The sequence below is a fragment of the Massilimicrobiota sp. An80 genome (assembly GCF_002159255.1).
In the GTDB taxonomy this organism is placed as follows: Bacteria; Bacillota_I; Bacilli_A; order Erysipelotrichales; family Coprobacillaceae; genus Allocoprobacillus; species Allocoprobacillus merdigallinarum.
This window is the reverse complement of sequence record NZ_NFHI01000009.1, coordinates 46,921-60,759: the sequence shown is the minus strand read 5'-3', so window position 1 is coordinate 60,759 and position 13,839 is coordinate 46,921. Positions and strand designations below refer to the sequence as shown.

Below are 13,839 nucleotides of genomic sequence, written 5' to 3'. Positions count from 1 at the left end.
GTATATTTATACATCTATTATAACATATACTGTCTAATAAAAAAAGAGAAAAACATCGAAATAATCAATATTTTTCCAATTTCTGTATTATAGATGTATAATTCTAGTAGAAGTTAACGATTTTACATAAAACTGATATTTTTTAAATAGAATGTCTGATATAATACATTATTAAGGAGATGATCACGATGAAATGGAATTCAGAAACAACTGAAAAACTAACAAAAAACGAAAAAAAACTGATAGATTTTATTTTTCAAAATATTCATCAGTTTTCTTCTATGTCAATCCAAGAACTTTCTCAAAAAACACATATATCTCAAGCTACTATTTCTCGCTTACCTAAACATCTAGGCTATCTCAATTTTAAAGATATGAAAATGAGTATGACACAAAAGGTATCCCCTGCCAACAAAATGCATTCAACAGTAACACAAGAACACTCTTTTCCTCATTATTTAATTTTACAAAATCAATATATTGAAAAAACAATTGAACATCTAGATATAGATGAAATTGATACAATTGTTGATCACATCATTGAAGCCAATACAATTTATGTATTTGCTAAAGGAGCAACGATTTGTCTTGCTGATTTACTCTCATTTCGATTACGCAGATTTCAAAAGAAAGTCGTTATCATGCCTTCAAGTGGTTCAGAAATTTTTGAATGTCTTCCAATGATCAAATCAGACGATTTTGTTATTCTCTTTGGATTTTTAAAAACACCTGTAGAAGCACAGATAGTTCTTGAATATTGCCATCAAATCAAATGTCAGACAATGCTGATGTCTAGTCGCTTAATTGATGACGCTAAAAAAATGGCTGACTATAATATTTATGTATATCGTGGCGAAGATCATGAATATCATTCTATGGCTGTTCCTATGGCATGTATTGATGCTTTAGTAATAGAAATTGCTAAAAAAGGTGGTCATTCATATACACAGAGTGTAGAAGATATCTATCAGTTAAAAGAAAACTATAAAATAAAAATACAAAGATAATATCTCTGTATCATAATAAAGCAACATAATCGCCACCCAATCGATAGACTTCTTTAAGAAGTCTTTTTTGTAATGTCGCATCTTCAACCTGAATATTTAAACTTTCAGATATTTGGATAGTATATTGTCCTTTGTCGATTTCTTCTCTTAATTGTTTAATACTATGAAAACAACTTTGAAAACATGTCTGAACACAACCATACTGTGTTGCTTGATGTGTATCACTGCCAGAAACAACTGGTTTATGATATCGATGCGCAAACTGATAAATCATATCCTGCATTTTTAATCCATAACATGCTAAATCTTTTCCATTTAGATCAAAGAAATCAAAACATAACAACTGCTTCTGTGATAATTCTGGAATATGTCCTCCCTGACGATAAACATGTGCTCCCCCAAAAATAACATCATATTGACGAACAAGCGTTACTAGCTCATCAAAAGTTAAAAAACTTTCTTTCGCTTTATGTTTTTCCAACTTTTTATTTAACTCAACAATATCATGATATCTTCCAATAACAAGAGTATGTCCTCCCTCTTTAATATCTATTTCCATTCCAAAGAAAATCAATAACCCATCTTTACTCTGACAACAATCACCTACATGCGTATAGTGAGTATATATATAATCATACATTTCTAAAAATGATAACGTATTAAAATGTTCAGTCAGACAAATAGCATCAAGTCCTTTAAGATATGCTTTGTGAAACATTTGATCAGTATATTGTGTAGAAAATGGTAATTTTTTTGCTAATTTACCATGAGTATGAAAATCTATATTCATAAAAACCTCCTAAAACAAAATAGAAATGATAACACATAAAATCATCCATACAATAGAAATTAAAACGAAAATCAAATCATCTTTCTTAAACATTAGTGATGCCATTTTCTTTTTTCTAACAATCTTATTTTCATTTGCATAGCGATATCCTTTTAATTCCAATGCTTCAACTGTTGTTCTTGATCGTTTTGCAGTATTTAACATTAACGGATAGAAAGATAATATAATAATTTTTATCTGGTATATAAAATATTTCACTTTCCCAAGCCATGTTTTTTTTGATGGAGAATGTCCTCTTAAACGATAAGATAACAATATGTTTTGGAATTCTTCCATAAGGATAGGTAATATACGAAATGCATATGAAATACTAAAAGACAATTGATCAGGACAACCAAAATATAGCAATCCTGTTGCTAGACGGTCAGGGTTTAATCCTGAAAAAACAGTAATGGAAGCAAGAGAACAGACAGATACTTTTAATGTCATAACTAATAATGAATATAATGTTGATAAATTTCCACCAAAGAATAGTGCAGCAATAAACAAATATCCTGTTTGACAAAATACACCTAGACAAAATAAAAATAATACAAGTGGTGCAATTTTTGCTAATTTAGTTGTTATCGCAACAAAAACAAACATCCCTAATAAAACAATGAGATCATTTAAAAACCATGGAATCAAACCAAAAAATAAATACCAGCATAATAATGTTCTTGGATCTAATCCTGCAATAACCGTATCATCATTTCCATAAGCATTTTTTAGCACTTGATTACGTAAATAATCAATTGTAAATTTATCTAACAAAGTCTGTGTGATTTTATGCATTATGATTCCTCCTGTTGATAAGCACTCACAAATTCATCAATTTCATAACAGCGAATATTGAGTGCTTCCCCCATTTTAAAGATTTCTGGTGGTTCTATTCCTACCATTTCTCTTACATACTTATCGCTAAAGACTTCATGTCTTTGACCATCCTTGACTATATAACCTGATGATAATACAATGATTCTCTCTGCCCAATCACAGACAAGCTGCATATCATGTGTTGCTATAACAACAGTTTCAACAACATCTTTTAAGATATCTAATGTTCTCATGATCTCTTTTCTAGTTGCAATATCCAAATTGGCAGTAGGTTCATCTAAAAGCAAAATAGATGGTTGCAATGCTACTCCTATTGCAAGTGAGGCTCGACGCATTTGTCCCCCTGATAATAATCGTCCATCTCTTTCTTGAATATCCTGCAAATCGAACAATTCAATTAATTTTTTGGCTCTATCTTTATAATCCTTAATATGTCGTTCTTTCATGGCAAATTCAATATCCCCTCGAATACAATCTTTAATAAACATATCTTCAGGATTTTGATATACAAGTGAAATATGTTTTGATAATTCTTCAGCTGAATAATGTTTTGTCTTTTCTCCACATACATTCACATAGCCAACTTGTGGTTTTAATAATCCTATCATCATCTTCATCAATGAAGACTTTCCAGCACCATTAGAACCTATTAAAGCAATTTTATCCCCTTTATAAATATTAAGATAAAAGTCTTTCATGAGCTGATAAGGTTCACCTTTTACACTTCTAAACTGTAACCCAACATTTACAAATTCTACAACACGTTCATCCTTTTCTTGTACTTTTCTTTCATGAGTACAATCTGTCATATGTTTCTTTTTTGTAAAAATATTCTGTCCTTCCTCTATAGTAATGGGCAATAAAGTATTTGAATCTAGTAAATTCTTTTCCTGCATGATTTTAGCAGCACGTGTAATTTGTGGTGGAAAAATATGACAAGATTCAAGTTCTTCAACTCTTGTCAAAGCTTCTTTGACTGGTTTTTGCCACATAATAGAACCATCCTTCATTAAAATCACATGATGGCAGTATTGGGCAATATATTCTGTATGATGTTCAATAACAATAATTGTTTTGTGATATTTTTCATTTAATTCCTTTAATATTTCATAAATTTCTCTTGCATGTTTAGGATCTAATTGAGCAATGGGTTCATCTAAAATAAGAATTTCTGGTGATAACGCAGTAGAACCTGCTAAAGCTAATAAATGCAATTGTCCCCCAGATAATTGCCAGATATAATCATTTCGTTTTGAATATAAGTCACAAACCTTAAGAATATTCATAACATTGTCTTCATAATTTTCCAATCCATAATTCATACATGCAAAAGAAGCATCTTCATAGACTGTGGGACATACGATTTGATTTTCAAAATCTTGATACACATAACCCACTTTTTTAGCAATTTCACTAATATCCAAAGTTAAAGCATCTTTTCCATCAAAATACAATTTCCCTTGCAGTTCACCCATAATAAAACGTGGAATCAAACCATTTAGAGTTTTACATAAAGTCGATTTGCCACAACCATTGTTTCCAATAATTGCGACAAAATCTCCTTTTTCAATTGTTAAATGAATATTTTTTAATGTTGGCTGCTTTGCTCCTGGATATGTGAATGATAAATCATTGATTTCAATCACATGGCTGCCTCTTTTCTATTTTTAATTTTCAAAAATGCAAGAACAATAACAAGCACTGCAATCACTCCACTGACAATCATAGCTGTGCTATTTCCTGCCCATGCAGCTTCCCAATCAATAATGGCAAGTCCGTTTTCTGCCATAAATTCTCCACCAATTGCAACGACAAAAGCAATAGCACATAATACAAATGTTTTGATTCCCATTTTTTCTCCATCACCCACAACAGTATTTTCATCACGAGGTGCGACACCTAATAATGGTTCAATTTTCCCATAAAGTTTTGGAACTAAATACATACATGGTAATAAAGAAAATAAGATTCCTGAAAATAGAATATCATTTAAACAAGCAAAACCTTCTGTAAAGAATACTGATTCTGGTAAACCTGCAACTGCTTCAAAATCTTCTACAGCAAACTGAACTTTTAAAATATCAACAATGCATCCCAGTGACTGTTGAATAATAACAGCTAAAATAGAAGCGATGGCAACACTCTTGATACTTTTTGGATTTTTAACAAGACGTCCAGCAACATAAATACCAATTGTTAAAGTTAAAAACTTTTCAAGTTCTCCTAAACCACCAAATTGCCCTAACATGATTTCACTAAAAACTAATTCACCAGTAGCTGCACCTAATGCCGCTGACAATGGATCAAATAACATAGCTAAGATGAGTGGAATAAAAATAAAATATTCTACTGATAATTCCACGATACCAATTTGAAAAGATGGTATTAACTCTGTAAATAAAGTTGATAATCCATATAAAGACATACTTAAAACAAAAGTCATTAATTTCTGTGATTGTGTCATTGATTTTTTCATACTCTTTTTCCTCCCTTATCTTAATGACATGAACATCTTAGCATAATTTTAATGTAGCTAAATCAATAACACGTAAAATGAAAGTTAATATTTCATTAAAAATTAAAATGAAACATTTTTTTCTTTATATACTCCAACATGATTTCTTTAGTCACTTTTTTTGACTTTTCTTTAATGAGTTGTTATAGTATGAATGGTGATGAAAATGAATTTATATGATATTGAAGTCTTAGATAGTCATAATCAAAAAATAAAATTATCAAAATATCAGGGACATGTTTTACTCATTGTCAATACGGCTACGGAATGTGAGTTTACAGAACAATATGATCATTTAGAAGATTTATATGAAAAATATCATGAGCAGGGATTTACTATTCTTGATTTTCCATGTAACCAATTTGGTGAACAGGCTCCGGGCACAATGGAAGAAATTATGTCTTTTTGTGCCGATACTTATGGTGTGAGTTTTCCACAATTTGCGAAAATTGATGTGAATGGTCCTCAAGAATCTCCTGTATACACATATTTAAAAGAACATCAAAAACCTGAATTATCCAAACGCATTGAATGGAACTTTACAAAGTTTCTGCTTGATCAAAATGGACATGTTGTTGAAAGATTTGAACCTTTGGTCACACCATATGAAATTGAAGATGAAATCATTAAACTTTTATAAAAAATATCGAATCTACATGATGTAAATTCGATATTTTTTATTCTTGTTGTCCTTTCATATAAGGATTTGTATATAATGAATACACTAATTGTAAACACATCACACACCATATAACGGGTTCACAGAATATAACTGCCATATATTGGAATTGAGGGATAAAAATAAATACAAATATAATTTTTCCTACAAATTCAATAATACTTGATATCAACGGTAATAATTTCTGTCCTAATCCTTGCAATGCATAACGTGTTTGCATCAAAACTCCTAATACTGCATAGAATGGTCCCACAATTGTTAAATAAAGTGTTCCATTATCTAAAACTGCACTTTCACTAGAACCTGAAATTAATTTTACAAGTGATGACCCAAATAATAGAATAATGATAGTCACAATAGCTGCCATAACAACATCATAAATATAAGCATATTTCATCGCTTTTTGAATTCTTTCGCGCTGATTTGCTCCTCTATTTTGTGAGACAAATGTTGAGATTGCAAGCGCCATAGCTGTAAAAGGCATATTAAAGAACATGTAGAGTTTTCTGGCTGCTGTATGTCCTGCAATAATCAGATATCCTAAATTGTTGATTCCATACTGAAGAATGACTGATCCTGCAGAAACAATACTGCTCATAAATCCCATTGAAAAACCTTGTCCTAATAATTCTTTATATAATTCTTTATCGACTACAAAATGTTTTTTTGATGGTAATAAGATCTGTGTCTTTTTGAAAATATAAATAATACATAATATAACTGATACACCTTGAGAAATAACCGTTGCGACAGCTGCTCCTTGAATTCCCATATTGAGTTGTGTAATAAAGAAAATATCTAATACAATATTTAATAAAGACGAAACGATAAGGAAAACAAGTGGCATCACACTATTTCCAATGGCTCTCATTAAACCAGCACAGAGATTATAAGCAAACATAACAACAATGAATAAAACAATAACTGAAATATAACTATATGCTTCCTGAATAATATCTACTGGTGTATTTAATAATTCAAGTAAAGGATGTAAGCATATCATTCCTATTGTTGTTAAAGCGATAGAAACAATCAATCCAATAACAATAGAACTTGCTACTGATTTTTTTAACAGTTCTCGATCTTGTGATCCAAAACTTCTGGCTGTAACAATTGCCAATCCATTACCTATTCCTAATGCAAACCCTACTAACAAGTCATAAATAGATGTACATGATCCAATGGCAGCTAATGATACATCACCTAAATAATTTCCAACAACCATTGTATCGACAGTATTATATAATTGTTGGAACACATTAGAAACAAGTAATGGAAGAGCAAAAGTAATCAATGATTGAAATATAGGTCCATGAATCAGATCAACATCAGCCTGAAAAAAGCTTTTTCTTTTTGCACCTTCCATATGTCTACCTCTATTCAGTCACATTACGATTGATAATTTCTACTAATGTAAAAATTCCATCTTCGTATTCATATTTTAAAATACAGCAGTTATAAAATCTTTCTGTTTTCTTTACTTTTGCATATTCTTCCCATGCACGATAGAACTGAGCACAAGCCCCACCATGAGAAACGGCTAAAACGACTTCATGATCTTCTTTATTCATGATTTCAGTTAATGTCTTTGACATTCTTTCTCTTAGTTCCATTTCACCATCTCCACCAAATCCTTTGAAAAAATCTCCATATGGTAAAGGTGGATTCAAACATTCATCTTTTCCTTCAAAAACACCAAAATTCCATTCTTTTAAACCTTTCACTCTTGTATAAGGCATCTGATAATCAGTAACGATTTCTAAAGTGTCACAAGCTCTTTCTGATGTAGAAGAATAAGCATGATCAAATGTAATATGATTATTTTTAAAATATTCACCTGCAATCTTTGCTTGTTTAATCCCAAGTTCTGTTAAAGGGGCATCACACCATCCTTGTATCTTGTGTTGAACATTAAATAAAGTTTGTCCATGTCGCATTAAATAAAGTGTTTTTTTCATTTTTCTATTCCTCCCTGATGATTTGATTTCACTATATCTTTTAATGTGATTTTTGGATGACGATATCTTGCATTTGGATTCTTATCAAACTTCAACGCAATCGCATGAAATGGGCAGTTTTGTACACATGCCAAACAAAAATCACATGTTTTTGACTTTCTTTGAGCTTTTCCATTAACCATCTGAATATTACCAATAGGGCAGACTTGCTCACATATTGTACATCCCGCACACTGATCTGTTATTTGAATTGTTTCTCCATTATTCAATTCAGGATGATCCGTAAATCTTTTTGTCACCATTTGGTAAACTTCCTGGCTTTCTTTCGTTGGTTGAGGTATATCCTTTTCTTGAGCTTCAAGTCTAGCTTTCGCTTCTTGAATTTGCTCATCTACATGCTTATTGATAGCCATCTGTTCTTCCATATCGAATGAAGGTAAATAATTATCAACCATTTTAATTGTTTGAATAAAATCAACATGTATTCCATGCTCTTTACAAAAGTTTTCACTCCATACACCAGCTACTGTATCTCTATTTCCATAAGTCAATAACATATAAAAATAAGGTGTATCAAATTTGGCTTTTGCTAAAAAACGTCTAACAGTTTGAGGAAGCTCTCCAGCATAAATAGGAGCGACAATCCCAATCTTATCAGCTTTATATCGTAAATCTTCTTTTTTCAATTCCTGTGGAATACTGTAAAGATCTTCTTCAATCTGTCTTGCTACATATAAACAGTTTCCTGTTGCCGTATAATAAAATATCATGTTTCTACCTTCTTTCCAATGATATTGTAAGCATTTTTACTGTTTTTGTACAATATCAATATGGAAATCTGCTATAATGAAATAGAATAGTGAGGTCCTCATATGATAGAATTAGAACAACTACAACATTTAGTTACATTTCAAGAATGTCAGACATTATCCAAGGCAGCTAAACAGCTTCATATATCACAACCTGTTTTAACACGTTCTATGCAAAAATTAGAAGAAGATTTAGAAGTCAATTTATTTAACAGAACTAAAAATAAAATTGCTTTTAATGAAACAGGTCTATTAGCTGTTTCTCTAGCAAAACGTATTTTAGATGATACAAAAGATATGAAAAAACAACTTGTAGATTTTGATAGAAAGCTACATACTTTTGCGATTGGTTCATGTGCGCCAGCACCATTATCTTATTTAAGTCGTAAATTTTCACAGTTCTATCCTCAAAGAACATTATTAACAGAAATTAAAGATATGCATATCTTAATCAAAGGTCTAAAGGAAAAAGACTATACAATCATTATCATGCCTTATGACATAGAAGATGAACAGATTGAAAGTATTCCATTTATGGACGAACAATTATTTTTTTCTTTACCTTTAAATCACCCTTTAGCTCATAAAAAATCCATCTCATTAAAGGAAATGAATGGAGAGAAAATGTTATTAATGTCAAATATTGGTTTTTGGAATGATATGCATAAAAAAACAATGCCCCATACAAAATTTCTGATTCAAAACGATCGTTCTGTTTTCTATGATTTGGTAGAACTGTCTACATTACCTTCATTTACATCTGACTATGTTATGAAAACTGAAATCATGCCTCAAAATAGAGTGATTATTCCTATTTCAGATGCCCAGTCACATGCGACGTTCTACTGCTGGTATCTTAGAGAAAACGAATCTCAATTAAGAACTTTATTATATCATCTATAAAAAAGGATGAAATAGTTCCCAAATAACGGAATTCATTTCATCCTTTTCAATATCATATTTATTTTAACTTATTGTATTCTTCGTCACTTACTGGTTCTAACCATTCATTAGAAGCACCTTCTGCTGGTACAGAAATGGCAATATGGGCAAACCAGCTATCTTTAGCAGCACCATGCCAATGTTTCACTTCTGGAGGAATATCCACAGTATCACCTGCTTTTAATTCTCTAGCAGGTTTCCCCCATTCCTGATACCATCCTCTACCATCAGTAACCAGTAGAATTTGTCCACCTTTATGATGAATATGCCAATTATTGCGACAACCTGGTTCGAATGTGACATGACTTACTGGTAAACTTTCAGCAAGGGGCTGTAAATAACTTTGACCAATAAAATATTGAGCAAACGCTGTATTTTCTTCTCCAACGGGAAATAATGTTTTAACATCTTTCATACTCTTCTAACCTCCTATCTGCTTCTATTATATATCTACCAAACAAAAATATCTAATACCTATTTTTTATTATCAACAATGCTTAAAAAGCATTAACATTTGGCGACAAACTGATTAAAAATCTCCTGCATTTTTTGATCAGTTTTACACATATCTTCAGGATGAAATTGAACTGCTGTAATCGGTAAAGATATATGTTCAATAGCTTCAATCATCTGATCTTCACTGTATGCGACAGCTTTTAATCCCTTTCCTAAATGATCAATAGCTTGATGATGAAAACTGTTCACATATCCTCTATCTTGAAAGATAGGATATAAAAAACTATTTTCTTGAATGTTTATTGTATGACTTGCACATTCTCTTCTTTCTTTTTGAGAATGTAAAAGTATTTTCTGTGGAGCATAAGATAAATCTTGATAAAGCGTTCCACCAAAAGCTACATTAATCACTTGAAGTCCTCGACATACACCGAAAATAGGTATATTTTTTTGTGTTGCTTTTTTTATCAAGGCAATCTCATATAAATCTCTAGGATAATCTGTTTCACCTAATAAGGGTAATGGATTTTCATGATAGAGTAATGGATTGACATCACAACCACCAATAATCATTAAACCATCAATCATATCTAATTGCATCTCTATATCTTCAATAGGAACAGGCGGCAATAAAACTGGGATTCCTTGTGCTGCAATAATAGCCTGTAAATAATCTTGTTTAATAAAATGTATATATTTATCATTTTGTAGTTCTTCACTGCATGTTATTCCAATTCTCTTTTTCATACTTTTCTCCTTTCTTCTTTTATATCAATTCAATATATCATAAAAATCATATCTTATACATAAATATGATTTACAATATCTTATTCACTTTTTATTTGAATATGAATACATGCAAAAAGCCAGCTAATGCTGACTTTTATTTTTCAAAATGCTGTGCTACTTTTTGTAAGTCTTCAATAATTGGTAAATGTTGTGGACATACATTTTCACATTGCCCACATCCAATACATTCACTTGCTTTACCAAAAGTCTTTGTCAAGTTATTGTAGTATTCACCTTGAGGTGTCCATCCTTTTTCTTCTACTTCCTGTAAATCAGCATTATATAATGAGAAATATTTAGGAATAGCTATATGCATTGGACATCCTTCTGTACAATATGAACATCCTGTACATGGAATAGCAATCGTAGAATTAATAATATCAACAGCCTGACGAATTAATTGATATTCATCATCATGAAGTGGCTGCATATCTTTCATATAGCTTATATTATCTTCTAATTGAGCCATATTAGACATCCCACTTAATACCATCATGACATTATCAAGACTTGCCGCAAAACGAATAGCCCATGAAGGTACTGACATATCTGGATGATATTCTTTATACATATTTTCAACTTTTTCAGGAACTTTCGCTAATGTTCCACCTTTAACAGGTTCCATCACAATAACAGGTTTATGATATTTTGTTGCCACCTCATAACATTGACGAGATTGAACACCTACACTATCCCAATCTAAATAATTAATTTGTAATTGAACAAATTCAAATTCTGGATGTTCCTGTAATACTTTTTCTAATAATTCTGGTCCATCATGGAATGAAAATCCAATAGTTTTAACCAATCCTTGTTTTTTCTTTTCTTGAATCCATGTAAAACAATCAAGCTTTTCATATGTTTCAATACTATGTGTATTAATATCGTGTAAAAGATAATAATCAAAGTATTCTACCCCAGTTTTCTTTAACTGTTCATTAAAGATTTTATCTCTATCTTCTTTTGTCTGAATAAAACCTGAATGTAATTTTGTAGCAAGTGTATAAGTCTGACGATCATGACGTTTCACTAATGCCTCTCTCGCTGCATTTTCACTATTAAATCCACAATACATCCACGCTGTATCAAAATAAGTAAATCCATTTTCTATAAAAGTATCTACCATTTGTTTCACTTGTTCAATATCAATCTTTGAAGGATCGTTTTCATCAAGTGATGGTAATCTCATTAATCCAAAACCTAATTTCTTTGTCATATCATTTCCTCCTACTCGATTATTTATTATACACCCTAAAGTTAACTTTAGGTCAAGAAAAAAGAAAGGATCACCTTTCTTCATCTTATTCTATATGACCACTGCTGATTCCTTCATTCTTCTTATCAAGTGGTAACCATTCTAAAACACGTTCAATATAACGATCCCAAAAATCCCATTCATGCGCACCTGGTCCTTCTTCATAAGTGACATTGATTCCCTGTTGAAGTAAAAAATCACGGTAATCACGATTTTCTTTAATCAGTGAATCATCAGTGCCACATGCCATATATATCGCAGGCACATCTTTTATAGCCATATTTTGAATCAGTGCCTTATAGTCTTTGTCACTTCCTTTTAACTTATGTAAATCACCAAAAACAGAAGTTAAATAACTTCTTTTATACATATAAGTTACGTCGTCACCATCCTTAGCATTAATAAAAGTGTCAATCAATAATGCTGAAGACAATGCGGCAATATAACCAAATGTCTGATAATATTTGAGTCCATTAATAATAGCTCCATATCCACCCATAGACAACCCTGCAATAAATGTATCTTCTCGACGTTGTGATAAAGGGAACATGGCTCTTGTGATAGAAACAAGTTCTTCACCAATAAATTGTGAATAATATTCATGGGAGTTTTCATTATCAACATAAAATTTATTCTCTCCTGAAGGCATAATGACAGCTAAATCATGATCCTGTGCCCACCTTTGAATACGTGTACCACATACCCAATCTGTATAATTTCCAAAAATTCCATGTAATAAGTATAATGTTTTGAATTTTTTATTTGGCTGGTTTAACTTTTTATCAACAGGAATAATAGCATTAATTGTGACTGTGCGCATTAACTTTTCTGAGAAAAAATCAACTTGTACTAATGCCATTATGATAAATCCTTTCCAAAATATTTATAAAATGCTTTGTCAATACCCGCACAATCAACATAATCAGTAACAAATTCTGCAATGTTTTTTAAACGATCTACTGCATTTCCCATCGCAATACCATGTCCAACCAACTCAAACATTTCCATATCATTCACACCATCACCAAAAGCATAAGTATCTTTTTGATCAATTCCTAATTTTTGATATAAATACTTACAGGCTGTTCCTTTTTTAAATCCCTTATGATAAACATCCATACGAATCAATCCATGATCATAAGCAACAATTGTCATGTCATTTTCTAATTCATGATATGCTTTCCACATTTGTTCCACTGTTTCAAACAAAACACAGCAACTGATAGCATCTACATCCTGAGCCTCATATCTTTCTACTACATTCGCAGGTCTTTGATCTGTTCCCTGAAACATTACACGATGTTTAACGATCAATTCATCATCCAAACAATCACACCATTCTCCATGATGTCCATAAAACATAGGTCGCCCTTGATATTTTTGATAAACTTCCATTTGTTTTTGTATTTCTGGAGTTGTTAAAACTTCATCAACCAGAATCTCATTATTATAAATGATATAATGTCCATCACATAAAACATAACCATCAAATGGAATATCTTTTAATCCTTCAGGGATAGCCCCTCTTGCTGAAGCAATAACGATCTTATTGCCTTGTTTCTGAAAATCTTTTAAAACCTGTTTTGTTTGATGACGAGGTTGCATCATACCTTCTTGAGCATTTATTAAAGTTCCATCAATATCAAAGAAAACTATTTTCATTTTATCATTCTCCTTGCCATCATTATATCATTTCTCTTCTTTGAAAATCCATATAAATCCAACGAAAAATATCTTGATTCAAGATTCTCATTTATGTACAA

The 13,839-nt window shown here is 31.2% G+C and carries 15 protein-coding genes; 3 read left to right on the top strand and 12 right to left on the bottom strand.

The annotated features are described in order from the left end of the window. Positions 1-188: 188 nt before the first annotated feature. Positions 189-1,007, top strand: a complete 819-nt coding sequence (locus B5G32_RS04200; RefSeq protein WP_158093967.1) for a MurR/RpiR family transcriptional regulator — start codon at positions 189-191, stop codon at positions 1,005-1,007. 10 nt (positions 1,008-1,017) lie between these two features. On the opposite strand, the gene B5G32_RS04195 is transcribed toward B5G32_RS04200, so the two are convergent. Genes B5G32_RS04195 through B5G32_RS04180 form a run of 4 tightly spaced genes read right to left on the bottom strand, consistent with a single transcriptional unit; the run spans position 1,018 to position 5,149 of the window. Further along, a complete protein-coding gene (locus B5G32_RS04195) occupies positions 1,018-1,797 on the bottom strand; it encodes a PHP-associated domain-containing protein (RefSeq protein WP_087935935.1) in 780 nt (259 codons plus the stop codon). A 9-nt stretch (positions 1,798-1,806) separates the two neighbouring features. Then, a complete protein-coding gene (locus B5G32_RS04190; protein WP_087243656.1) occupies positions 1,807-2,631 on the bottom strand; it encodes an energy-coupling factor transporter transmembrane component T family protein in 825 nt (274 codons plus the stop codon). After that, positions 2,631-4,319: an ABC transporter ATP-binding protein gene (locus B5G32_RS04185; protein ID WP_087935934.1), complete on the bottom strand. Its 1,689-nt coding sequence runs from the start codon at positions 4,317-4,319 to the stop codon at positions 2,631-2,633. Before B5G32_RS04185 ends, B5G32_RS04190 begins: the two co-directional genes overlap by 1 nt. Then, positions 4,316-5,149 carry a DUF8171 family membrane protein gene (locus tag B5G32_RS04180; protein WP_087243654.1) on the bottom strand — a complete coding sequence of 278 codons (834 nt, stop codon included), beginning with the start codon at positions 5,147-5,149 and terminating at the stop codon, positions 4,316-4,318. Before B5G32_RS04180 ends, B5G32_RS04185 begins: the two co-directional genes overlap by 4 nt. A gap of 205 nt (positions 5,150-5,354) precedes the next feature. Here B5G32_RS04180 and B5G32_RS04175 point away from each other — a divergent pair, with 205 nt between their 5' ends. Further along, complete coding sequence (locus B5G32_RS04175) at positions 5,355-5,828, top strand: glutathione peroxidase (protein WP_087243653.1); 474 nt, start codon at positions 5,355-5,357, stop codon at positions 5,826-5,828. A 37-nt stretch (positions 5,829-5,865) separates the two neighbouring features. Here B5G32_RS04175 and B5G32_RS04170 read toward each other — a convergent pair whose 3' ends face one another. From B5G32_RS04170 to B5G32_RS04160, 3 genes are read right to left on the bottom strand one after another with little or no spacing between them, the layout of a single operon-like run. Continuing rightward, complete coding sequence (locus B5G32_RS04170) at positions 5,866-7,233, bottom strand: MATE family efflux transporter (RefSeq protein WP_087243652.1); 1,368 nt, start codon at positions 7,231-7,233, stop codon at positions 5,866-5,868. Between the two features lie 10 nt (positions 7,234-7,243). After that, complete coding sequence (locus tag B5G32_RS04165) at positions 7,244-7,825, bottom strand: histidine phosphatase family protein (protein ID WP_087243651.1); 582 nt, start codon at positions 7,823-7,825, stop codon at positions 7,244-7,246. Further along, on the bottom strand, positions 7,822-8,595 hold the full coding sequence (locus B5G32_RS04160) for an EFR1 family ferrodoxin (protein WP_087935933.1): 774 nt from the start codon (positions 8,593-8,595) through the stop codon (positions 7,822-7,824). Before B5G32_RS04160 ends, B5G32_RS04165 begins: the two co-directional genes overlap by 4 nt. A 102-nt stretch (positions 8,596-8,697) precedes the next feature. Between B5G32_RS04160 and B5G32_RS04155 the strand changes: the two genes are divergently transcribed. Continuing rightward, on the top strand, positions 8,698-9,537 hold the full coding sequence (locus tag B5G32_RS04155) for a LysR family transcriptional regulator (RefSeq protein WP_087935932.1): 840 nt from the start codon (positions 8,698-8,700) through the stop codon (positions 9,535-9,537). Between the two features lie 58 nt (positions 9,538-9,595). Here the strand turns inward: B5G32_RS04155 and B5G32_RS04150 are convergent, their stop codons facing one another. The 5 genes from B5G32_RS04150 to B5G32_RS04130 form a co-directional block, all read right to left on the bottom strand. Then, entirely contained in the window at positions 9,596-9,991 is a 396-nt protein-coding gene (locus B5G32_RS04150) for a cupin domain-containing protein (RefSeq protein ID WP_087304416.1), read from the bottom strand. Positions 9,992-10,083: 92 nt separating this feature from the next. After that, positions 10,084-10,779 (bottom strand): gamma-glutamyl-gamma-aminobutyrate hydrolase family protein, encoded by a 696-nt coding sequence (locus tag B5G32_RS04145; RefSeq protein WP_087935931.1) that lies wholly within the window; start codon positions 10,777-10,779, stop codon positions 10,084-10,086. A gap of 136 nt (positions 10,780-10,915) precedes the next feature. Further along, entirely contained in the window at positions 10,916-12,037 is a 1,122-nt protein-coding gene (locus B5G32_RS04140) for an aldo/keto reductase (protein WP_087243646.1), read from the bottom strand. An 85-nt stretch (positions 12,038-12,122) separates the two neighbouring features. Then, a complete protein-coding gene (locus tag B5G32_RS04135; protein ID WP_087935930.1) occupies positions 12,123-12,935 on the bottom strand; it encodes an alpha/beta hydrolase in 813 nt (270 codons plus the stop codon). Then, positions 12,935-13,738 carry a Cof-type HAD-IIB family hydrolase gene (locus B5G32_RS04130; RefSeq protein ID WP_087935929.1) on the bottom strand — a complete coding sequence of 268 codons (804 nt, stop codon included), beginning with the start codon at positions 13,736-13,738 and terminating at the stop codon, positions 12,935-12,937. The genes B5G32_RS04135 and B5G32_RS04130 overlap by 1 nt, the downstream gene beginning before the upstream one ends. Between the last annotated feature and the right edge of the window lie 101 nt (positions 13,739-13,839).

Excerpts from the sequence above, each read along its gene's own strand:
- B5G32_RS04160 (WP_087935933.1), bottom strand. The coding sequence starts at position 8,595 with ATGATATTTTATTATACGGCAACAGGAAACTGTTTATATGTAGCAAGA.
- B5G32_RS04155 (WP_087935932.1), top strand. The coding sequence starts at position 8,698 with ATGATAGAATTAGAACAACTACAACATTTAGTTACATTTCAAGAATGT.
- B5G32_RS04135 (WP_087935930.1), bottom strand. The coding sequence starts at position 12,935 with ATGGCATTAGTACAAGTTGATTTTTTCTCAGAAAAGTTAATGCGCACA.
- B5G32_RS04165 (WP_087243651.1), bottom strand. The coding sequence starts at position 7,825 with ATGAAAAAAACACTTTATTTAATGCGACATGGACAAACTTTATTTAAT.
- B5G32_RS04180 (WP_087243654.1), bottom strand. The coding sequence starts at position 5,149 with ATGAAAAAATCAATGACACAATCACAGAAATTAATGACTTTTGTTTTA.
- B5G32_RS04140 (WP_087243646.1), bottom strand. The coding sequence starts at position 12,037 with ATGACAAAGAAATTAGGTTTTGGATTAATGAGATTACCATCACTTGAT.
- B5G32_RS04170 (WP_087243652.1), bottom strand. The coding sequence starts at position 7,233 with ATGGAAGGTGCAAAAAGAAAAAGCTTTTTTCAGGCTGATGTTGATCTG.
- B5G32_RS04195 (WP_087935935.1), bottom strand. The coding sequence starts at position 1,797 with ATGAATATAGATTTTCATACTCATGGTAAATTAGCAAAAAAATTACCA.
- B5G32_RS04175 (WP_087243653.1), top strand. The coding sequence starts at position 5,355 with ATGAATTTATATGATATTGAAGTCTTAGATAGTCATAATCAAAAAATA.
- B5G32_RS04150 (WP_087304416.1), bottom strand. The coding sequence starts at position 9,991 with ATGAAAGATGTTAAAACATTATTTCCCGTTGGAGAAGAAAATACAGCG.
- B5G32_RS04130 (WP_087935929.1), bottom strand. The coding sequence starts at position 13,738 with ATGAAAATAGTTTTCTTTGATATTGATGGAACTTTAATAAATGCTCAA.
- B5G32_RS04145 (WP_087935931.1), bottom strand. The coding sequence starts at position 10,779 with ATGAAAAAGAGAATTGGAATAACATGCAGTGAAGAACTACAAAATGAT.
- B5G32_RS04200 (WP_158093967.1), top strand. The coding sequence starts at position 189 with ATGAAATGGAATTCAGAAACAACTGAAAAACTAACAAAAAACGAAAAA.
- B5G32_RS04190 (WP_087243656.1), bottom strand. The coding sequence starts at position 2,631 with ATGCATAAAATCACACAGACTTTGTTAGATAAATTTACAATTGATTAT.